This window comes from Chryseobacterium indologenes, assembly GCF_002025665.1.
GTDB classification, from domain to species: Bacteria; Bacteroidota; Bacteroidia; order Flavobacteriales; family Weeksellaceae; genus Chryseobacterium; species Chryseobacterium metallicongregator.
On record NZ_CP018786.1, the window covers coordinates 1,030,063 to 1,049,150 of the forward strand.

Consider the following 19,088-nt stretch of genomic DNA (forward strand, 5'->3'; position numbering starts at 1 on the left):
AAAGAGAAAACCGAGCGCATAAAGCGCTTGAGTAACCAATAGGAAAGAAATCGTTAAGGGCGTATGGCGGATGCCTAGGCTTTCAGAGGCGACGAAGGACGTGGTAAGCTGCGAAAAGCTGCGGGGATTGGCACACACGAATTGATCCGCAGATATCCGAATGGGGCAACCCGGCATGTTGAAGACATGTCACCTCGTAAGAGGAGCAAACCCGGAGAACTGAAACATCTAAGTACCCGGAGGAAAAGAAATCGAAGAGATTCCGTAAGTAGTGGCGAGCGAAAGCGGATTAGCCCAAAAGTCTTTTTATGTTTAATAGAATGTTCTGGAAAGAACAGCCGTAGAGGGTGATAGCCCCGTATATGAAAGGCATATTAAGATGATAAATGAGTAGGGCGGGACACGTGAAATCCTGTCTGAATATGGGGGGACCATCCTCCAAGGCTAAATACTCCTGAAAGACCGATAGTGAACAAGTACTGTGAAGGAAAGGTGAAAAGCACTTCGAATAGAAGGGTGAAATAGAACCTGAAACCGTACGCCTACAAGCGGTCGGAGCAGCATACAGCTGTGACGGCGTGCCTTTTGCATAATGAGCCTACGAGTTAATTTTACTAGCGAGGTTAAGGTATTAAGTACCGGAGCCGGAGCGAAAGCGAGTCTGAATAGGGCGCATAGTTAGTAGGATTAGACGCGAAACCTTGTGATCTACCCATGGGCAGGTTGAAGCTCTGGTAACACAGAGTGGAGGACCGAACCGGTTGACGTTGAAAAGTCTTCGGATGACCTGTGGGTAGGGGTGAAAGGCCAATCAAACTGGGAGATAGCTCGTACTCTCCGAAATGCATTTAGGTGCAGCGTCGTATATAAGTTTATTAGAGGTAGAGCTACTGATTGGATGCGGGGGTTTCATCGCCTACCAATTCCTGACAAACTCCGAATGCTAATAAATGTTCTACGGCAGTGAGGGCATGGGTGCTAAGGTCCATGTCCGAGAGGGAAAGAACCCAGACCAACAGCTAAGGTCCCAAAATATATGTTAAGTTGAAACAACGCGGTTGGACTGCATTGACAGCTAGGATGTTGGCTTGGAAGCAGCCATTCATTTAAAGAGTGCGTAACAGCTCACTAGTCGAGCGGTCCGGCATGGATAATAATCGGGCATAAACATATTACCGAAGCTATGGATTTGTATTTTAGATACATCTGGTAGGAGAGCATTCTATTTGCGCCGAAGCAGTACTGTGAGGTATTGTGGAGCGGATAGAAAAGAAAATGTAGGCATAAGTAACGATAAAGCAGGCGAGAAACCTGCTCACCGAAAGACCAAGGCTTCCTCAGCCATGCTAATCAGCTGAGGGTTAGTCGGGACCTAACGCGAACCCGAAAGGGGTAGTGGATGGACAATGGGTTAATATTCCCATACTTGCTCACGAATAAAGGGGACGGTTGGATGTAGCTGCTGGAGACTGACGGAATAGTCAAGGCCTAGCCTTCGGGCGAAGCTGCTGTAGTGTAATCTGATCCAAGAAAAGCCGAAGTGAAGCAACCCGTACCAAAACCGACACAGGTGGTCGAGGAGAGAATCCTAAGGTGCTCGAGTGAGTCGTGGCTAAGGAACTAGGCAAAATAGTCTCGTAACTTCGGAAGAAGAGACGCCAACAGCAATGTTGGCCGCAGTGAAGAGGCCCAGGCGACTGTTTATCAAAAACACAGGACTCTGCTAAATCGAAAGATGCTGTATAGGGTCTGACACCTGCCCGGTGCTGGAAGGTTAAGGAAGGTGCTTAGAGTTAAATCGAAGGCATTAACTGAAGCCCCAGTAAACGGCGGCCGTAACTATAACGGTCCTAAGGTAGCGAAATTCCTTGTCGGGTAAGTTCCGACCTGCACGAATGGTGTAACGATCTGGGCACTGTCTCAGCCACGAGCTCGGTGAAATTGTAGTATCGGTGAAGATGCCGATTACCCGCAATGGGACGAAAAGACCCTGTGAACCTTTACTATAACTTCGTATTGACTTTGAGTAAGTAATGTGTAGGATAGGTGGGAGGCTTTGAAGCAGGCACGCTAGTGTTTGTGGAGCCAACGTTGAAATACCACCCTTTACTTACTTGGAGCCTAACTTCTTTTAGAAGGACATTGCGTGGTGGGTAGTTTGACTGGGGTGGTCGCCTCCAAAAGAGTAACGGAGGCTTTCAAAGGTACCCTCAGCACGCTTGGTAACCGTGCGTAGAGTGTAATGGCATAAGGGTGCTTGACTGTGAGACCTACAAGTCGATCAGGTGCGAAAGCAGGACATAGTGATCCGGTGGTTCCGTATGGAAGGGCCATCGCTCATAGGATAAAAGGTACTCCGGGGATAACAGGCTAGTCTCCCCCAAGAGCTCACATCGACGGGGAGGTTCGGCACCTCGATGTCGGCTCGTCACATCCTGGGGCTGGAGAAGGTCCCAAGGGTTGGGCTGTTCGCCCATTAAAGTGGCACGCGAGCTGGGTTCAGAACGTCGTGAGACAGTTCGGTCTCTATCTATTGCGGGCGTTAGATGTTTGAGAGGGCTTGATTCTAGTACGAGAGGACCGAATTGAACAAACCTCTGGTGTATCAGTTGTACCGCCAGGTGCACCGCTGAGTAGCTACGTTTGGAAGAGATAAGCACTGAAAGCATATAAGTGCGAAACTCGCCTCAAGATGAGACATCTTTTAAGGGTCGTTGTAGATGACGACGTTGATAGGCTATAGGTGTAAAGACAGTAATGTCATAGCCAAGTAGTACTAATTACCCGTAGATTTATAGTCTATGGTTACTAATAAACCAAGTGCTTTATGCGCAGTGAAGGTTTTGTCTTTGTGAAAGTTTTTATCGCTTAAAAACGCAATAAGCTTCAGGCTTCAGTCCTAATGCTTAAAGCTATATACAACCTTTAGGGTGGTTTTAGCGGTGGGGCTCACCTGTTCCCATTCCGAACACAGAAGTTAAGCCCACCAGCGCCGATGGTACTGCTAACGCGGGAGAGTAGGCCGCCGCCAGTTTTTATTTTATTTTTAAAAAACCTTTATCTTTACGATAAAGGTTTTTTTTGTTGTATACCTACACCAACAGACACATAAGTAATGAGTAATAGATAATAAGTCACCATCACTAATCTCCGTTGTCTTTATGCCTCCAGCTTCCAGCTCTCTTTTTTCCATGCTTTAACTAACAATTGGTCTTTACCTTCAATACTATTCTTTATTCCAGCCAAATCCTGTCACTCCGTAGGAGTCTAAACAATCCATTTGAAATTCTGTAGTTTATCCTTTGAATTCTTTAGACTCTAATAAATGTGGCTAGATTCCTACGGAATGACATAATCGGAACTATTAAATCTCACGATATAAAACTTATCATTCTTAAATCGGATCCCCCCAACTTATAATTCATAACTTATATTTGAAAACATCGATTGACGATCCCTACCTAATCCTGCAATTCGAAGCTCCCAACCAAATTCTTCATCATTAGTTATTCACAAAACTATTTCCCTCAATTACCTCATTTTCCTCGAATAAATTCAATAAGTTTGTACTAGTTTTCCAAAAATAATTATAATGTCAGGAAATATTCTGATCATCGATGATGAGATCAAACTCCTTAAATTGTTAGGAATGATCCTTTCCCAAGAAAATTTTAATGTAAAAGAAGCTTCTACGGCACGTTCAGCAATGACGATGCTGGAGCAACATGAATTTGATGTTGTTTTGAGCGATGTGCGTCTGCCTGATGCGTTTGGAGTAGAACTGGTAAAGTCTATCAAGAATAAATATCCTCAAATTGAAATTATCTTGATGACGGCATTCGGTAATATTACGGATGCAGTGCAGGCCATGAAGAATGGAGCGTATGATTACCTGGTGAAAGGAGATGATAATGAGAAAATAATCCCATTGGTATATAAAGCTCTTGATAAGGTGAAAGATAATAAATCAAGAGTTGTTCAACAGGTTGTGACGAAAGGGTTTAATCAGATTATAGGTAAATCACCATTAATTTTACAGGCTAAGAAATTGGCTGAAAAAGTGGCTTTAACGGATGCTGCTGTCCTTCTTACAGGAGAGACAGGAACAGGTAAAGAAGTTTTTGCCAGTGCTATTCATGAAGGGAGTGACAGAAAGAAAAACAGCTTTGTAGCCATCAACTGTTCAGCATTCAGTAAGGAGATACTTGAAAGTGAGCTTTTTGGTCATAAACAAGGTGCTTTTACCGGTGCAGTTAAAGATAAAAAAGGATTGATTGAAGAAGCTAATGGAGGAACTCTGTTTCTGGATGAAATTGGTGAGATGCCTATAGAACTTCAGGCGAAGCTACTCAGGGTTTTGGAAACCAGGGAATTTATCAAAATGGGGGAAACTAAAGTTTCAAAGTCAGACTTCAGACTGATTGCTGCAACCAACAGGGATTTAGAAGATGAAATAAAGCAGGGTAATTTCAGAGAAGATCTCTATTTCCGACTAAATGTATTTGAGATCACTCTTCCGGCATTAAGAGAAAGAAAAGAAGACCTTAAAGCTCTTGCAAAAAACTTTGTAGATATTTTTTCAAATAAACTTCACTTGTCCTCTGTTCAGGTTGATCCGGAATATTATAAAGTTTTAGAGAGAAATGATTGGAAAGGAAATATCCGTGAGTTGAGAAACGCAGTAGAGCGTAGTTTAATTTTAATGGATAATAATATTCTTGATGCTGAAAGTCTTCCTCATTATTCTGAAAAAACAGTTCCTGAAAGTGATTCTTTGAGTATCCGGTCATTGGAAAAAATACATATCCAAAAAGTATTACAGTACACAAAAGGAAATAAAGCAGAAGCAGCCAGATTACTGGAAATCGGTATCGCTACACTTTACCGTAAACTGGAAGAATACGGATTGAAATAAATCTTTTATCATTTTAATAAAGAGCCTATCATTTTGATAGGCTTTTCTGTTTTTATATAGTTTGGTTTTTAGATTTAATTTATTGTTATTCAATGCTTTAAATATTGTTTTTTCAAAATGGACTTTCTTTTGGCATATAGTCTCTGAATAAAATATTTAAAAATGACAATTTCAAGAAAAACGTTTAAAAAACGGGAGCATTCTACTTTTAGTTTGCTGATTGTATCGTATGTATTGTTGACTCTTTTAACCCTAATGATTAAGATATGATGCTCATAAGTTTAATTCTGCTTTTTGCAGTGTTGTTTTGGCTTTTATGTAAATCAGTTGAATTTTTTGATAGAATATAAATTATGTGGAGTTTATTTTTCCTCTCAATACTTGCCTTTGTGTATATCTGTTATGTTTTAATTAAACCTGAAAAATTTTAAACGATCATGAATACAGAAATTTTAGGCATTATAGCAATGTTTGCTATTACATTAGTTATCGGAATATTTTTAGGGAAATATATAGCTAATGTCTATGGATACAAAAAGACTTTTCTGGATCCGGTTTTTGAACCTATTGAAAAGTTAATTTATAAAGTTTCGGGAATTAATCCTGCCCGCCAGATGAACTGGAAGCAGAATATGTATGCCATGCTGGCGATCAACCTGATTTGGTTCATCATTGGTTTTCTTCTTTTGCTGAATCAGGCTTGGCTTCCTTTAAATCCTGATGGAAACCCGAATATGTCACCTGATCTGGCTTTTAATACAACCATTTCATTTTTAGTGAACTGTAATTTACAGCATTATTCGGGAGAAACAGGAGTCAGTTATCTGAGCCAGCTTTACCTGATGTTTTTACAGTTTGTTACGGCTGCAACGGGAATGGCAGCAATGGCTGTTCTCTTCAAAGCTTTTAAAGAAAAAACAAGTACTGAACTTGGGAACTTCTATGTTTTTTTCACCAAATCAATGATCAGAATCCTGGTTCCAATAAGTATAATTGTTGCTTTAATTCTTTCCATCAACGGAAGCCCGATGACTTTCGAAGGTAAAGATCATGTTATAACACTGGAGGGCCAGAAGGCTGATGTTTCCAGAGGTCCTGTATCTGCATTTGTTGCGATCAAGCATTTGGGAACTAATGGAGGTGGATTTTTCGGGGCAAACTCTGCGCATCCGCTTGAAAACCCTAATTATATCACCAATATGACAGAGATGATCACTCAGATGATTATTCCGTTTGCATTGGTATTTGCACTAGGTTTTTATCTAAATAAAAGAAAACTTTCGTGGGTAATCTTTACGGTAATGACGGTCGGTTTTCTGGCACTTACCATTCCGAATATCGTGAATGAAACCGGAGGAAATCCTTTGATTACACAAATGGGAGCAGATAACAGTCTGGGAGCAATGGAAGGAAAGGAAATCCGATTTGGTAGTGCTGCATCCGGCTATTGGAGTATTGCCACTACGGTGATTTCTACGGGCTCTGTAAATGCCATGCATGACAGTACGATGCCACTTTCCGGAATGAATGAACTGCTTGCGATGATGATCAACTGTTTCTACGGAGGTTGTGGAGTCGGAATTCTGAACTATTTCATCTTTATTATTCTGGCAGTATTCATCAGTGGTCTGATGGTAGGAAGGACTCCTGAATTTATGGGTAAAAAGATTGAAGCCAAAGAGATGAAGATTGCGATGATTGTGGCTTTATTCCATCCTTTCTTAATTCTTGCAGGAACAGCTTTAACGGCTTATTTACCTGAGTTTGGAGCAAAAACACTGAACAATCCTGGCTTCCATGGTTTTAGTGAAATGCTGTACGAATTTACTTCTTCAGCAGCCAATAACGGATCAGGATTCGAAGGACTTGGAGATAATACACCTTGGTGGAATATTTCAACGGGAATTGTACTGTTACTATCCAGATTCATTCCGATTATAGGACCGGTAGCGATTGCAGGGCTATTGGCACAGAAGAAATACATCCCTGAAAGTTCCGGAACCTTAAAAACAGATACAGCTACTTTCGGATTTATGACACTAGCAGTGATTCTACTGATTGCAGCACTGTCTTTCTTCCCTGCATTGACATTAGGACCTATCGCAGAGCAGATCCAGTATTTCTCAAAATAAATGTGAACATTAAAAATTACAATCAATATTCAACCATTAAGGAAGCCGAAAAGTTAGGAAGCTAGTCTGACACTTACGAAACGTTCACTTAATATTATCCATATCTATCCTTATTATTGGGCAGACCTTAATGGTGATTATTGATTCACAATGATATAAACTCTTTCAAAAAATGAAAAATCAGTCACAAACATTGTTTCAAAGAGATTTGGTCAACGAAGCGATAAAACAGTCTTTCGTAAAGCTGAATCCGAAAATTATGTTTAAAAATCCAGTAATGTTTCTGGTGGAGATCGGAACCATTGTCATGTTTATCGTAAGCATGTTCAGTCTTACTGGTGATAAATCACAAGGAAGCTTTTCCTATAACTTTTTAGTATTTATTATTTTATTTTTTACCGTTCTGTTTGCCAATTTTGCAGAAGCTATTGCAGAGGCAAGAGGAAAAGCACAGGCTGATACTCTAAGAAAAACAAGGGAAGAAACGCCGGCCAAACTGGTACTTGATAACAAACCCGGATTCCAGGTAGAAACAAGACTGAAGATGTCTGCTGAAATGACATTAGGCGATATTTTCCTTTGTGAAGCCGGAGATCAGATTCCAATGGATGGTGAGATCATTGAAGGTCTGGCTACCATTGATGAATCTGCAATTACCGGAGAAAGTGCTCCTGTAATCCGTGAAGCCGGAGGAGACAAAAGCTCTGTAACAGGTGGTACAAAAGTACTTTCAGACAGAATAAAAGTGAAAGTAACTACAAAACCCGGAGAATCCTTCTTAGATAAAATGATTGCCCTTGTAGAAGGAGCGTCAAGACAGAAAACACCAAACGAAATCGCATTAACCATACTTTTAGCAGGATTCACGCTTACATTTATTATTGTTACCCTCACCTTAAAGCCTTTTGCAGACTATGCGCAGACTCCGATTACCATAGCGGCATTTATATCTCTTTTCGTTTGTCTTATTCCGACAACAATCGGAGGTCTGCTTTCTGCAATCGGGATTGCAGGGATGGACAGAGCATTGAGAGCGAATGTGATTACCAAAAGCGGAAAAGCTGTAGAAACTGCCGGAGATATTGATGTGCTTTTGCTTGATAAAACCGGAACAATTACCATCGGAAATCGTAAGGCAACTCAATTTCACCCTTCTAATGGAATTCAGTTTGAAGAATTTATTAAAGCGTCTGCACTAAGTTCTGTAGCCGATGAAACACCGGAAGGAAAATCCATTATTGAGCTGAGTGCTTTGAAATCTGAAGATTTATTGGTTGCTAATCCTACTTATATCGATTTTACTGCAGAAACAAGAACTTCAGGAATTGATTTTGAAGAAACAAGAATCCGTAAAGGAGCTTATGATACTATAAAAAAACTGACTGAAAAAGCCGGGAATATCTTCCCTCAGGAAACCCAGGATGCGGTAACCAAAATTTCCGAAAATGGCGGAACCCCTCTTGTAGTTGCTGTTAATGAAAAAGTATGGGGCGTTATTGAACTTCAGGATATCATCAAAACAGGAATTCAGGAGCGTTTCCAGAGACTGAGAAAAATGGGGGTGAAAACGGTAATGGTTACCGGAGATAACCCTTTGACCGCAAAATTCATTGCAGAAAAAGCAGGTGTAGACGATTTTATCGCTGAAGCCAAACCTGAAGATAAGATGAATTACATCAAGAAGGAACAGCAGGAAGGTAAGCTGGTAGCCATGATGGGTGACGGAACCAATGATGCTCCGGCATTGGCTCAGGCCGATGTAGGTGTAGCAATGAACAGTGGAACTCAAGCCGCAAAAGAAGCTGGTAATATGGTAGACCTTGATAATGACCCTACAAAACTGATCGAAATTGTGGAAATCGGGAAGCAGTTGCTGATGACCAGAGGAACATTGACCACTTTCAGTATTGCGAATGACGTAGCGAAGTATTTTGCTATTATTCCGGCACTGTTCATCACTTTTATTCCTTCTCTTCAGAAGCTGAATATTATGAATCTTCATAGCCCGGAAACGGCCATATTATCTGCGGTTATTTTCAATGCGATAATTATTCCGTTCCTGATTCCGCTGGCCTTGAAAGGAGTGGCTTACAAACCAATCGGTGCAAGTGCATTATTGAGAAGAAACCTTTTGATCTACGGTCTGGGCGGGGTAATTGTTCCGTTCATAGGGATCAAAATCATTGATCTGGTAATCAGTTTATTCTATTAAAATTTAAAAAATGAAAAATCATATTGTTTCAGCATTCAGATTAACTCTTGTAATGTTGGTCGTTACAGGTATTTATCTGGCTGTTGTATACGGAGGTTCTAAAATACTTCCCAACAAAGGAAACGGAGAAATTGTGTACGATAAAGGGCAGAAGTTTTATGCCAATATCGGACAGGAATTTAAATCTGAAAATTACTTTCATGGCCGACCTTCCTCAGTCAATTATAATGCTGCAGGAAGTGGAGGAAGCAACAAAGGTCCAAGTAACGATGAATATCTGGAAACAGTACAGAAAAGAATTGACACTTTAAAAATGGAGAATCCTGAAATGAATGGTGTTAAAGTTCCTGTAGAACTAGTGACGGCAAGTGGAAGCGGTCTGGATCCGGATATTTCTGAAGAAGGAGCATTATATCAGGTAAAGAGAATTGCAAAAGTGAGAAATGTTTCAGAAGAACAGATCAAAAACTTGGTTTATACCCAAATTGAAAAGCCTTTCTTAGGTCTTTTCGGACCATCAAAAGTAAATGTGCTGAAGCTTAATATTGCTTTAGACCAATTAAAATAGTAATTTAATAATCAATAATCATGTCAAGGTTTAAAACATTGACATGATTCACATACCTTAAAAATAAAAGTGAAAAAATATCTAGCTATAAGTGCACTATTAGGATTATTTTTAACAAAAGCACAGTCATCAGATTCATTGAAAACAGGTAATAAAGTTACATTTTCCGCCTATGCAGAATTGTTTTATACCTATGATTTTAATGAACCGGGAAATCATATCCGTCAGAATTTCTTATACTCCTATAACAGGCATAATGAAATGAACCTCAATCTGGGATTGGTTAAAGCCAATTATCAAAGTGAAAATATCCGCGCCAATGTAGCTTTAATGGCCGGAACTTATGCCCAGGATAATATGGCTGCTGAACAAAATGCACTGCGCTATGTAAACGAAGCCAATGTAGGAATCAAAATATCGAAAAATAAAAATTTATGGATTGATGCAGGGATCATGCCTTCTCATATTGGCTGGGAAAGTGCTATAGGAAAGGATAATATCAATCTGACCAGAAGTTTTGCAGCAGAAAATTCTCCTTATTTTGAAACAGGTGCTAAAATTTCTTATACCTCAGATAACGGGAAATGGTTTTTAAGCGGATTAGTCCTGAATGGCTGGCAACGTATCGCTAAACCGGAAGGAAACCAAAGTATTTCTTTCGGACATCAGGTTACTTACAAACCTAATGAGAAAATTACTTTGAACAGCAGCTCGTTCATCGGAAATGATAAAGCAAAGGATGATAAAAGAATGCGTTATTTTCATGATTTGTACGGAAGTTTTCAGCTGACAGACCAGTTTTCCGCTGTATTGGGATTTGATATAGGGGCAGAGCAGAAATCAAAAGGAAGTGAGCAGTATAACATCTGGTACAGCCCGAATGTTCTTATGAAATATCAGTTTGATGGCAAATGGGCACTGGCTGGAAGATTAGAATATTACAATGATAAAAATGGGGTCATTATCAACACCGGAACTCCAAATGGATTTCAGACCTTTGGATATTCTCTCAACGTAGATTATGCGATCTTTAAAAATGTGGTTTTCCGTACAGAGGCAAGAGGTTTTACTGCGAAAGATGCCATTTTTGCAAAAAATGATGAATTTAAAAAAGGAAATTTCTTCATTACAACAAGCCTTGCAGCCTGGTTTTAGAAACCAGTTTAACCACGATTAAAGGTGTTTAAAGTAAAATTAAAAAGAATAAAATCAATGTCATCAGCAAAAGATTTTTTAGAACTTATCCAGAAATCCCGTAAAGGAAAATTCAAAATTTATATTGGGATGAGTGCAGGTGTAGGAAAGAGTTTTCGTATGCTTCAGGAAGCACATTCTCTTTTGCGAAATGGCATTGATGTAAAGATTGGGTATATTGAAACCCATGGCCGTGAAGAAACCGAAGCTCTGGTAGAAGGGCTTCCTCAAATTGAAAGAAAATCAGTTTTTTATAAAGGAAAGAACCTTGAAGAAATGGATCTTCAGGCTATTATCAATGGGCATCCTGAGGTTGTTCTGGTAGACGAGCTGGCTCATACCAATGTGGAAGGTTCTAAAAATAAAAAAAGATGGCAGGATGTACTTGAAATCCTGGATAACGGGATCAATGTCATCAGTGCCATGAATATCCAGCACATTGAAAGTCTGAATGAAGAGGTAAAGAAAATTACAGGAGTAGAAGTAGCAGAGAGAGTTCCGGATAAAATACTGGCACTCGCCGATGAAGTGGTGAATATTGACCTTACGGCTGATGAACTGCTGACCCGTTTAAAAGAAGGAAAAATTTACAAAAAGGAAAAAATTCAAACGGCTCTCAGTAATTTTTTCCAGAGTGGACATATTCTCCAGCTTCGTGAGCTGGCTTTAAAAGAAGTGGCTACCCATGTAGAAAGAAAGGTAGAAACAGAGATTAAAACTGAAAATTTTAAACCGATAAAATTCCTGGCCTGTATCAGCAGTAATGAGAAGATTGCCAAAACAATTATTCGTAAAACTGCAAGATTAGCCAGCTACTATAACAGTCCGTGGACTGTTTTGTACGTTCAGAAGCCTTCTGAAAATCCGGAAAAAATTGCGCTGGATAAACAACGGTATTTAATTAATAATTTTAATTTAGCACAGGAATTAGGTGCCAAAGTAGTCCGCATCAAAGAAAGCAGTGTTCATAACGGAATTTTGGAATATGTGATTGCTCATAACATCACTACGGTCTGTATTGGAAAACCTCACGCCAGTTTCTGGCAGCGAATGTTGGGGTACAGTTGGATCTATACTCTCATGAACAGACTGAATGAAAGACAGATAGATATTATTATTTTATCATAAAAATAATGAAACTTAAAACAAAACTTACCTTAGGCGTTGGCCTTTTATTTCTACTGATCGTTCTGCTTTCAGTGATAGGTTCAGTATACATCAACAAATTAAAATCTGATACTGAAAAGATCCTTACGGCCAATTACAACAGTCTGGAGTTTTCCAAAAATATGCTTCTGGCATTGGATAACATCAGCACAGACAGTACCGTTGCCATAGCAGATTTTCAGAAAAACAATAAACTTCAGGAAAAGAACCTTACAGAATTTGGAGAAAAAGAAGCGACACAAAATCTGAATCTTCATTTCAACAGCTACCTGAAAGCTCCCGATATCAATAAGGAAAAACTAATCCGTGAAGATCTTTCGAAGATCATGTCTTTGAATATGAAAGGGATAGAACGGAAAAGTGATATTGCGATTATTACAGCAGAAAATGCCACTTTTTGGATCGTAAGTTTAGGAACAGTATGTTTTCTGATCGCTTTTATCCTGCTTTTTAATTTACCACAAACCATTGCAGAACCTATCAATCAGCTTACTTTCAGTATCAAACAGATTGCTGATAAAAACTATAGTGAAAGAGTTCATTTCAAAGGAAGTGAAGAGTTCAACAGTTTGGCAGATTCATTCAACAGTATGGCGGAAAAACTTCAGGAGTACGAAAGCAGTACACTTTCCAAGCAACTGATGGATAAAAAACGGATCGAAACATTGGTCAATAATATGCACGATGCGGTGATTGGTCTGGATGAAAATCATTTTATCTACATGATCAATGATGAAGCGCTGAAAATCACCAATCTCCATAAAGAAGATATTATCGGAAAAACAGCTCATGAAGTTGCTATTAACAACGATCTGATGCGTGAACTGCTGAAAAATATTGACCATCCGGTAAAAGATCCGATTAAAATTGTTCGTGATAACAAAGAAAACTATTTCGAGCAGGATATTATTCCCATCAATATAGTAAAGACAGGCGAAAAAGAGAAAAAATATATCGGAAAGGTAATCTTGTTAAGAAATATTACGCCTTTTAAAGAACTTGATTTCGCCAAAACCAATTTCATAGCAACGATCTCTCATGAACTGAAAACTCCGATTTCAGCGATCAAAATGGGCGTTCAGCTTCTTGGAAACCAAAAGTTCGGAGAACTGAACGAGCAGCAGCAGGAATTGTTGAAGAGTATCAATGAAGACGGACAGCGTTTACTGGATATCACTGGAGAATTGCTGAATCTTTCTCAGGTAGAATCCGGAAATATCAGACTTACTGTTGAGAAATGTTCCCCTAAAGAAATTGTACAGACTGCTGTGAAAAATGTTGAAAAGCTTGCGGAACAGAAAAATATCTCCATCAGTACAGAATACCTGCTGGAAGATAGTGATGCCGTGACAGCAGATTTTGATAAAACAGTCTGGGTAATGAATAACTTTTTAACCAATGCTGTAAAACACTCTTATCAGGATGAAAATATTAAGATTGTGGTAGAAAAACTGAACTCGTTCATTCAGTTCAGTATTATTGATACCGGAAGCGGAATTGATGAAAAATACCATCGTCAGATCTTTGACCGCTATTTCCAGGTTCCCGGAGAACATCAGAATGGGACAGGCTTAGGTTTGGCTATTTCAAAAAACTTTATTGAAAAACAACACGGAGAAATAGGAGTGAAAAGTTCCCTGAATAATGGAAGTACGTTTTACTTCAGGCTGCCGGTTTCATAAGGATTATTGTTCTGCTTTGATTGGATAATTTCCGATCTCCTCAGTTCAAAAACTTATATTCCTATTCTTTATATTTGCGATAAAAATAACAATGAGAAAAACGTTAGGACTCCTATTATTTTCAGTTGTAATGAGTATCCAGATTTCTGCACAGACATTCACAGTAGAACAGCTTAAAGGTTTCAATAAACTTACAATGGATGAGTTTAAAAAGGAAATGAAACAGCAAAAGTTCAAGTTTTATGACAGAACTGAAGGGATGGGTTTCGCTTTAACCGAATATGAAGCTCCTGATTACACCTCAAAAATTGGGAAGTTTGAATATGCTGAAGAAAAATCTGAAGACAGAATTGAATTTGAGTTTAAAACAAAGAAAGAATATGATCAGTACCTTACACTGATTTTAGCAGACGGATATAAACCAATAGAAAAAGGAAAAATTATCACCAAAGAGCCATATGTGGATTACTACAAGGATAAAGAACATATCAGGCTTATTCTGCCAAAGACAGGAGAAAGTTCTCCATATACTATTATTGCTTTTAAGTGAAATATGAATTTTGAGACAGATTCGAAAACAAAAAAGGGCTGCGAATAATTTTTGCAGCCCTTTTTTATAACATTTACAAGTCTACTCTTTAATAAACTTCTGTACAATTACATTCTCTTTCGTGAAAGCTTTTAGAATATAGTTTCCTTTAGTAAGTTCAGAAACAGAAATTGAGTTTCCTGTTACACTTAATGAGCTGATAATTCTTCCAGTCGCATCATAGATTTCAGCTTTGATGATTTCCTGCTTGGATCTGATATTTAAAACATCTTTTGCAGGATTAGGATAAACAGAAATACTCTGGTTTTCCTTATGGGTTTCTGCTGTTGCTAATACATTTTGAACACTTGTTGTGTAAGTATTGGTAACAATCGGGCTGTTGTAATCAAAATAGATTTTTGCAGTATTGCTGAAGCTGTCCCCAAGATTTAAGGTAGACTTTGTTTTGATTTTAAACGAAACATATCCATCGTTATTCGCATTATTAAAAGGAAGCTGAATATTTTCAAAGATAAATTCAATGATATTCGGATTGCTGATTTTAGTAACAAAATTATGGCTTCCACTTAACGCAACAAGCGAAGAAATATCAAATTTATTAATGTCAATTTCATCCTTTACCACAATATTCTGTGCATTGGCTGTCCCAGTATTTTCAAACCGGATCAGGTAATGAACATAGTCTCCCACCTGAGTTTGAGTGATAGAAGTTCCTTCCAGACAGGTTTTATCATTGGGATCAAAAGAGTTGACAACAGTTTGGTTTAAAGTAAAACTATTGTCAGCAGGCGTTTCATCAGTTGCACCATTGATCTGTGCCGTGTAATGCAGAATATCACCTCCATTGACTGGCGGAGTTTGTGTTGGAGTATTTAATTTCAGAGTTACGGTAATTTCTTTGGTTTCAAAAGGGAGAAGATTCGTGAAATTCCAGTTCAACATTCCGATAGATTGAGAGCTTGGAGATGTCGTTGCACTCAGATAGTTCACCAGGTTATTATTGAAATTAAAAACTATATTTCCCGACTGAGCTGCAGTACCTTTGTTTTTATAGATGATTTTATATTTTGATTCAAAACCAGGTGAAGCTGCTGTCACAGGGATAATAGCTGTTTCTAAATCATTGTGAATCCCGTTGGGAGTTATGCAGAAATTTTGAGTGAAAGGACTTACCTGTTGAGGGAAATTAGCCGTAAAGTTTGCCGGAGAAATATTGAAATAGGTAGGGTTTTCCAGAACCGGAGTTACCGTATGACTACCTGCCTGTAACGGAATACTGTAATTTCCGGAATTATTGGCAATCATACTTCCCGTTATTCCGCCTCCTGCTATTGTGAATTTCTGAAAAGCTTTGTTGGGATCATTGGGATCGCATCCGTTATTGTTGATATCAACTTTTGTATTCCCTTGAATAGTATAGAATGTGCCTCCCGGGGTGAATGAGCAATAGGAATTGACCATAGTAGTGGGTAACAATGAAGTGATATTAGGAATTTCAAAATCATCTGCACAGATATAAACAAGATTGGGAGTCCCTGAAAATGTTGAAGTATTATTCTGTGTAAAGTTATTGACCCCATTTTTAATAAATAAATACTTAAGATTCGGATTCATATCACATCCGAAAATTTGAAGTTTTTCATTTTGGGAGAGATCAATACTTGTAAATTTATTGTAGGTACAATTTAGGGATTCAATTTTTGGAAAAGCACTGAAATCGAGTGATGTAAACTTATTACCGGGGATACCTAGAAATTTCAGATTAGGAGTCTGGTTTAAAGGAAGTGTCTGAAGATTATTGGAAACCAGTGATAAGTTGGTCAGATTCGTGTTGTTATTTAAAAAGATATTAGCAAGCTGGCACTGGGTCATATTCACATCATATAAATTTGTCAATCCTGATAGATCAATCGAAAGGACTTTAGTAAAGAAAATATCCAGATCATGCAACTGGCTGCAACCCTGAAGATTGACTGATGACAAAACATAGCATCTGCTGATATCCAGTTTATATAATACTGTATTATTACTAAGATCTATACTTTGTAGTAGGGGAAAATTGTCAATATTAAAATGTGTCAGATTCGTAAAGCTTTTTATCCCTTCTATTGAAATCACATTATTAGAAAATGAGGTATAATTTTGTAAAGTAGTAGTGTCAAAGTTTAATTTACTGATGTTGGCGGCTTCAGATAACTGGATTTCTCCATCATGGTTGGTATCAATAATCGTACTGTTACCCATAATATTTGTAGCCAGATAAGGTATATTGGCTACCAGCAGGCTTTTAAAATGAGCATCAGGAATATTGACAATCTGCGACTGGAGTACAGAAAATATAGCCAGCAGAATAGCTGAGTAAAGTTTTTTCATGGTTGAGTTGGTTACGTTTTAGTTTTTTACTATTTGATTACAAATCAAAAGCAAATGTAAACTTTTAAGTGAATACTTTATTATTTTTTTTATCTCTGAATTCAAAGCACTTATGTCAAAATGAAAATAAAAAAGACTGTGATAGATTTCACAGTCTTATATAAATGATTAAATCATTATTCTTTATTGCTTTTCAATCAAATCCAGGAACTGTTGTTCGTCCAGGATTTCAATGGTTCCTATATCCTGAGCTTTCTTCAGCTTGCTTCCTGCCTTTTCCCCTACCACAAGATAGTTGAGGTTTTTCGAAACAGCAGAAATATTTTTTCCGCCATGCTTTTCTACCATCTCCTCAGCAGATTCTCTTGTGAATAAAGACAATTTCCCGGTGAATAAGAAGGTTTTTCCTTCCAGCACATTGGATAATACTTCATTCGTGCTTTCTCCTTTTTCAAGCTGTACTCCGTAAGATTTTAAACGTTCGATCATCAATACGTTTTCAGAATTCTGGAAAAATTCAACGATACTTACTGCAATTTTAGCCCCGATATCTTCTACCTGGCAAAGTTCTTCTGCCGTTGCATTCCTTAATTCTTCAATGGTTGGGAAGTTCTTTACCAGTTTCTTGGCAACCGTTTCCCCCACATGCTTGATCCCGATTCCGTACAGTACTTTCTCAAAAGGAATTTCTTTTGATTTTTCAATTCCTGTAATAATATTCTGAGCAGATTTCTCAGCCATTCTTTCCAAAGGAAGAAGCTGTTCTTTTGTTAAAACATAAAAGTCAGCAGGATTCTCAATTAATTTTTCTCTGTAAAGCTGTTCAATAGTTTCGCTCCCCAGATTATCAATATTCAAAGCTTTTCTGGAAACATAATGAATCATTCTTCCCACTACCTGTGGCGGACAGTGAAGTTCATTCGGACAGAAATGAATAGCCTGGTCTTCAATTTTTACCAGTTCGGTATCACATTCAGGACAATGTTTGATGTATTCTATTTCCTTGCTTTCTTCTGTTCTTTTATCCGTGTTTACGCCTACAATTTTCGGAATAATTTCTCCCCCTTTTTCCACATAAACAAAATCGTTTTCATGAAGATCCAGTTTCTTGATAATATCCTCATTATGAAGAGATGCTCTTTTTACAATTGTTCCTGCCAGTAAAACAGGCTTAAGGTTGGCAACAGGAGTAATAGCTCCGGTTCTTCCTACCTGATAAGAAACGCTCTGAAGTTCTGTTTCTACCTTTTCTGCTTTAAATTTATAAGCCATTGCCCAACGGGGAGATTTTGCTGTATAACCAAGCTGTCTCTGCTGCTGTAATGAATTAACTTTCAATACAATCCCGTCAATTTCAAAAGGCAGATTATGGCGTTCAGTATCCCAGAATGTAATAAATTCCTGTACCTCAGCCATCGTTTTACATAATTTGGCCTGCTGAGAAGTTTTGAATCCCCAGCTCTGAGCTTTTTGAAGCAGTTCCCAATGGGTTTCTGCCGGAATATCTTCAGAGATAAACTGATACAGTACCGAAGAAAGTCCACGCTTTCTTACCTCAGCGCTGTCCTGCATTTTCAGGCTTCCACTGGCTGTATTTCTAGGATTCATGAAAGGATCAAGACCTTCTTCCTCACGCAGTACATTAAGCTTGTCAAAGTTTTTTCTGGTCAGATAAATTTCTCCACGCATAAAAAATTGTGCTGGGAAATCACCTTTTAAAGTCAAAGGAATATCTGAAATGGTCCGTACATTCGGAGTAATTTCATCCCCCTGGAAACCATCTCCACGGGTAACTGCCTGTGACAGTTTTCCGTTTTCATAAAGAATAGAAATGGAAGCACCGTCATATTTCAGTTCGGCAACAAATTCTACAGGGTCTTCAATGGTTTTGATAATTCTCTTTTCCCAATCTTCAAGATCATCAAAATCATAAGAATTATCCAGAGAGTACATTCTGAATTTATGCTGAATGGTAGGGAAAACCTTAGTGACACCACCACCTACACGGACCGTAGGAGAGTTCTCATCGTAAAATTCCGGGTACTTGGCCTCCAGATCCTGAAGTTCCTGCAGAAGCATGTCGAATTCAAAATCTGTAATGGTGGGAGTATCCAGTTGATAATAGTTGTCGTTATGCTGGTGAAGCTCTTTGCGGAGCTGTTCTATCTTTTGTTGAATGTTTTCAGACATTGCTTTTCTATCTTTTGAGCAAAAATAACCAAAGTAATTGCATTTAAAAAATAACAGAATAAAATAGTACAGGAAAATTAAAAATATGTAACATGCTTTAACAGG

At 38.4% G+C, this 19,088-nt stretch carries 11 protein-coding genes and 2 rRNA genes; 11 read left to right on the forward strand and 2 right to left on the reverse strand.

The features are described 5' to 3' along the window. Positions 1 to 43 precede the first annotated feature (43 nt). From BUE84_RS04760 to BUE84_RS04805, 11 genes are all read left to right on the forward strand, one after another. Positions 44 to 2,800, forward strand: a 23S ribosomal RNA gene (locus BUE84_RS04760). Between the two features lie 126 nt (positions 2,801 to 2,926). Further along, positions 2,927 to 3,034: ribosomal RNA gene (gene rrf / locus BUE84_RS04765) — 5S ribosomal RNA — on the forward strand. Positions 3,035 to 3,592: 558 nt separating this feature from the next. After that, on the forward strand, positions 3,593 to 4,915 hold the full coding sequence (locus tag BUE84_RS04770; protein WP_079240699.1) for a sigma-54-dependent transcriptional regulator: 1,323 nt from the start codon (positions 3,593 to 3,595) through the stop codon (positions 4,913 to 4,915). Positions 4,916 to 5,268: 353 nt separating this feature from the next. Next, positions 5,269 to 5,346 (forward strand): potassium-transporting ATPase subunit F, encoded by a 78-nt coding sequence (locus BUE84_RS25030; RefSeq protein ID WP_077415921.1) that lies wholly within the window; start codon positions 5,269 to 5,271, stop codon positions 5,344 to 5,346. 6 nt (positions 5,347 to 5,352) lie between these two features. Next, positions 5,353 to 7,047 (forward strand): potassium-transporting ATPase subunit KdpA, encoded by a 1,695-nt coding sequence (gene kdpA, locus BUE84_RS04775; protein ID WP_079240700.1) that lies wholly within the window; start codon positions 5,353 to 5,355, stop codon positions 7,045 to 7,047. 172 nt (positions 7,048 to 7,219) lie between these two features. Next, positions 7,220 to 9,259, forward strand: a complete 2,040-nt coding sequence (kdpB, locus tag BUE84_RS04780) for a potassium-transporting ATPase subunit KdpB (RefSeq protein ID WP_079240701.1) — start codon at positions 7,220 to 7,222, stop codon at positions 9,257 to 9,259. Between the two features lie 10 nt (positions 9,260 to 9,269). After that, positions 9,270 to 9,827: a potassium-transporting ATPase subunit KdpC gene (gene kdpC, locus BUE84_RS04785; RefSeq protein ID WP_079240702.1), complete on the forward strand. Its 558-nt coding sequence runs from the start codon at positions 9,270 to 9,272 to the stop codon at positions 9,825 to 9,827. A gap of 69 nt (positions 9,828 to 9,896) precedes the next feature. Next, entirely contained in the window at positions 9,897 to 10,982 is a 1,086-nt protein-coding gene (locus BUE84_RS04790; protein WP_202971509.1) for a porin, read from the forward strand. A 57-nt stretch (positions 10,983 to 11,039) separates the two neighbouring features. Then, positions 11,040 to 12,149: a histidine kinase gene (locus BUE84_RS04795; protein WP_079240703.1), complete on the forward strand. Its 1,110-nt coding sequence runs from the start codon at positions 11,040 to 11,042 to the stop codon at positions 12,147 to 12,149. 5 nt (positions 12,150 to 12,154) lie between these two features. Then, positions 12,155 to 13,870: an ATP-binding protein gene (locus BUE84_RS04800; protein ID WP_079240704.1), complete on the forward strand. Its 1,716-nt coding sequence runs from the start codon at positions 12,155 to 12,157 to the stop codon at positions 13,868 to 13,870. A gap of 91 nt (positions 13,871 to 13,961) precedes the next feature. Further along, a complete protein-coding gene (locus tag BUE84_RS04805) occupies positions 13,962 to 14,420 on the forward strand; it encodes a hypothetical protein (protein ID WP_079240705.1) in 459 nt (152 codons plus the stop codon). Between the two features lie 81 nt (positions 14,421 to 14,501). Here BUE84_RS04805 and BUE84_RS04810 read toward each other — a convergent pair whose 3' ends face one another. Together BUE84_RS04810 and ligA are read right to left on the reverse strand one after the other, a co-directional pair. Then, positions 14,502 to 16,793: a T9SS type A sorting domain-containing protein gene (locus BUE84_RS04810; RefSeq protein WP_079240706.1), complete on the reverse strand. Its 2,292-nt coding sequence runs from the start codon at positions 16,791 to 16,793 to the stop codon at positions 14,502 to 14,504. A 183-nt stretch (positions 16,794 to 16,976) separates the two neighbouring features. Further along, positions 16,977 to 18,983, reverse strand: a complete 2,007-nt coding sequence (gene ligA / locus BUE84_RS04815) for an NAD-dependent DNA ligase LigA (protein WP_079240707.1) — start codon at positions 18,981 to 18,983, stop codon at positions 16,977 to 16,979. Positions 18,984 to 19,088 lie beyond the last annotated feature (105 nt).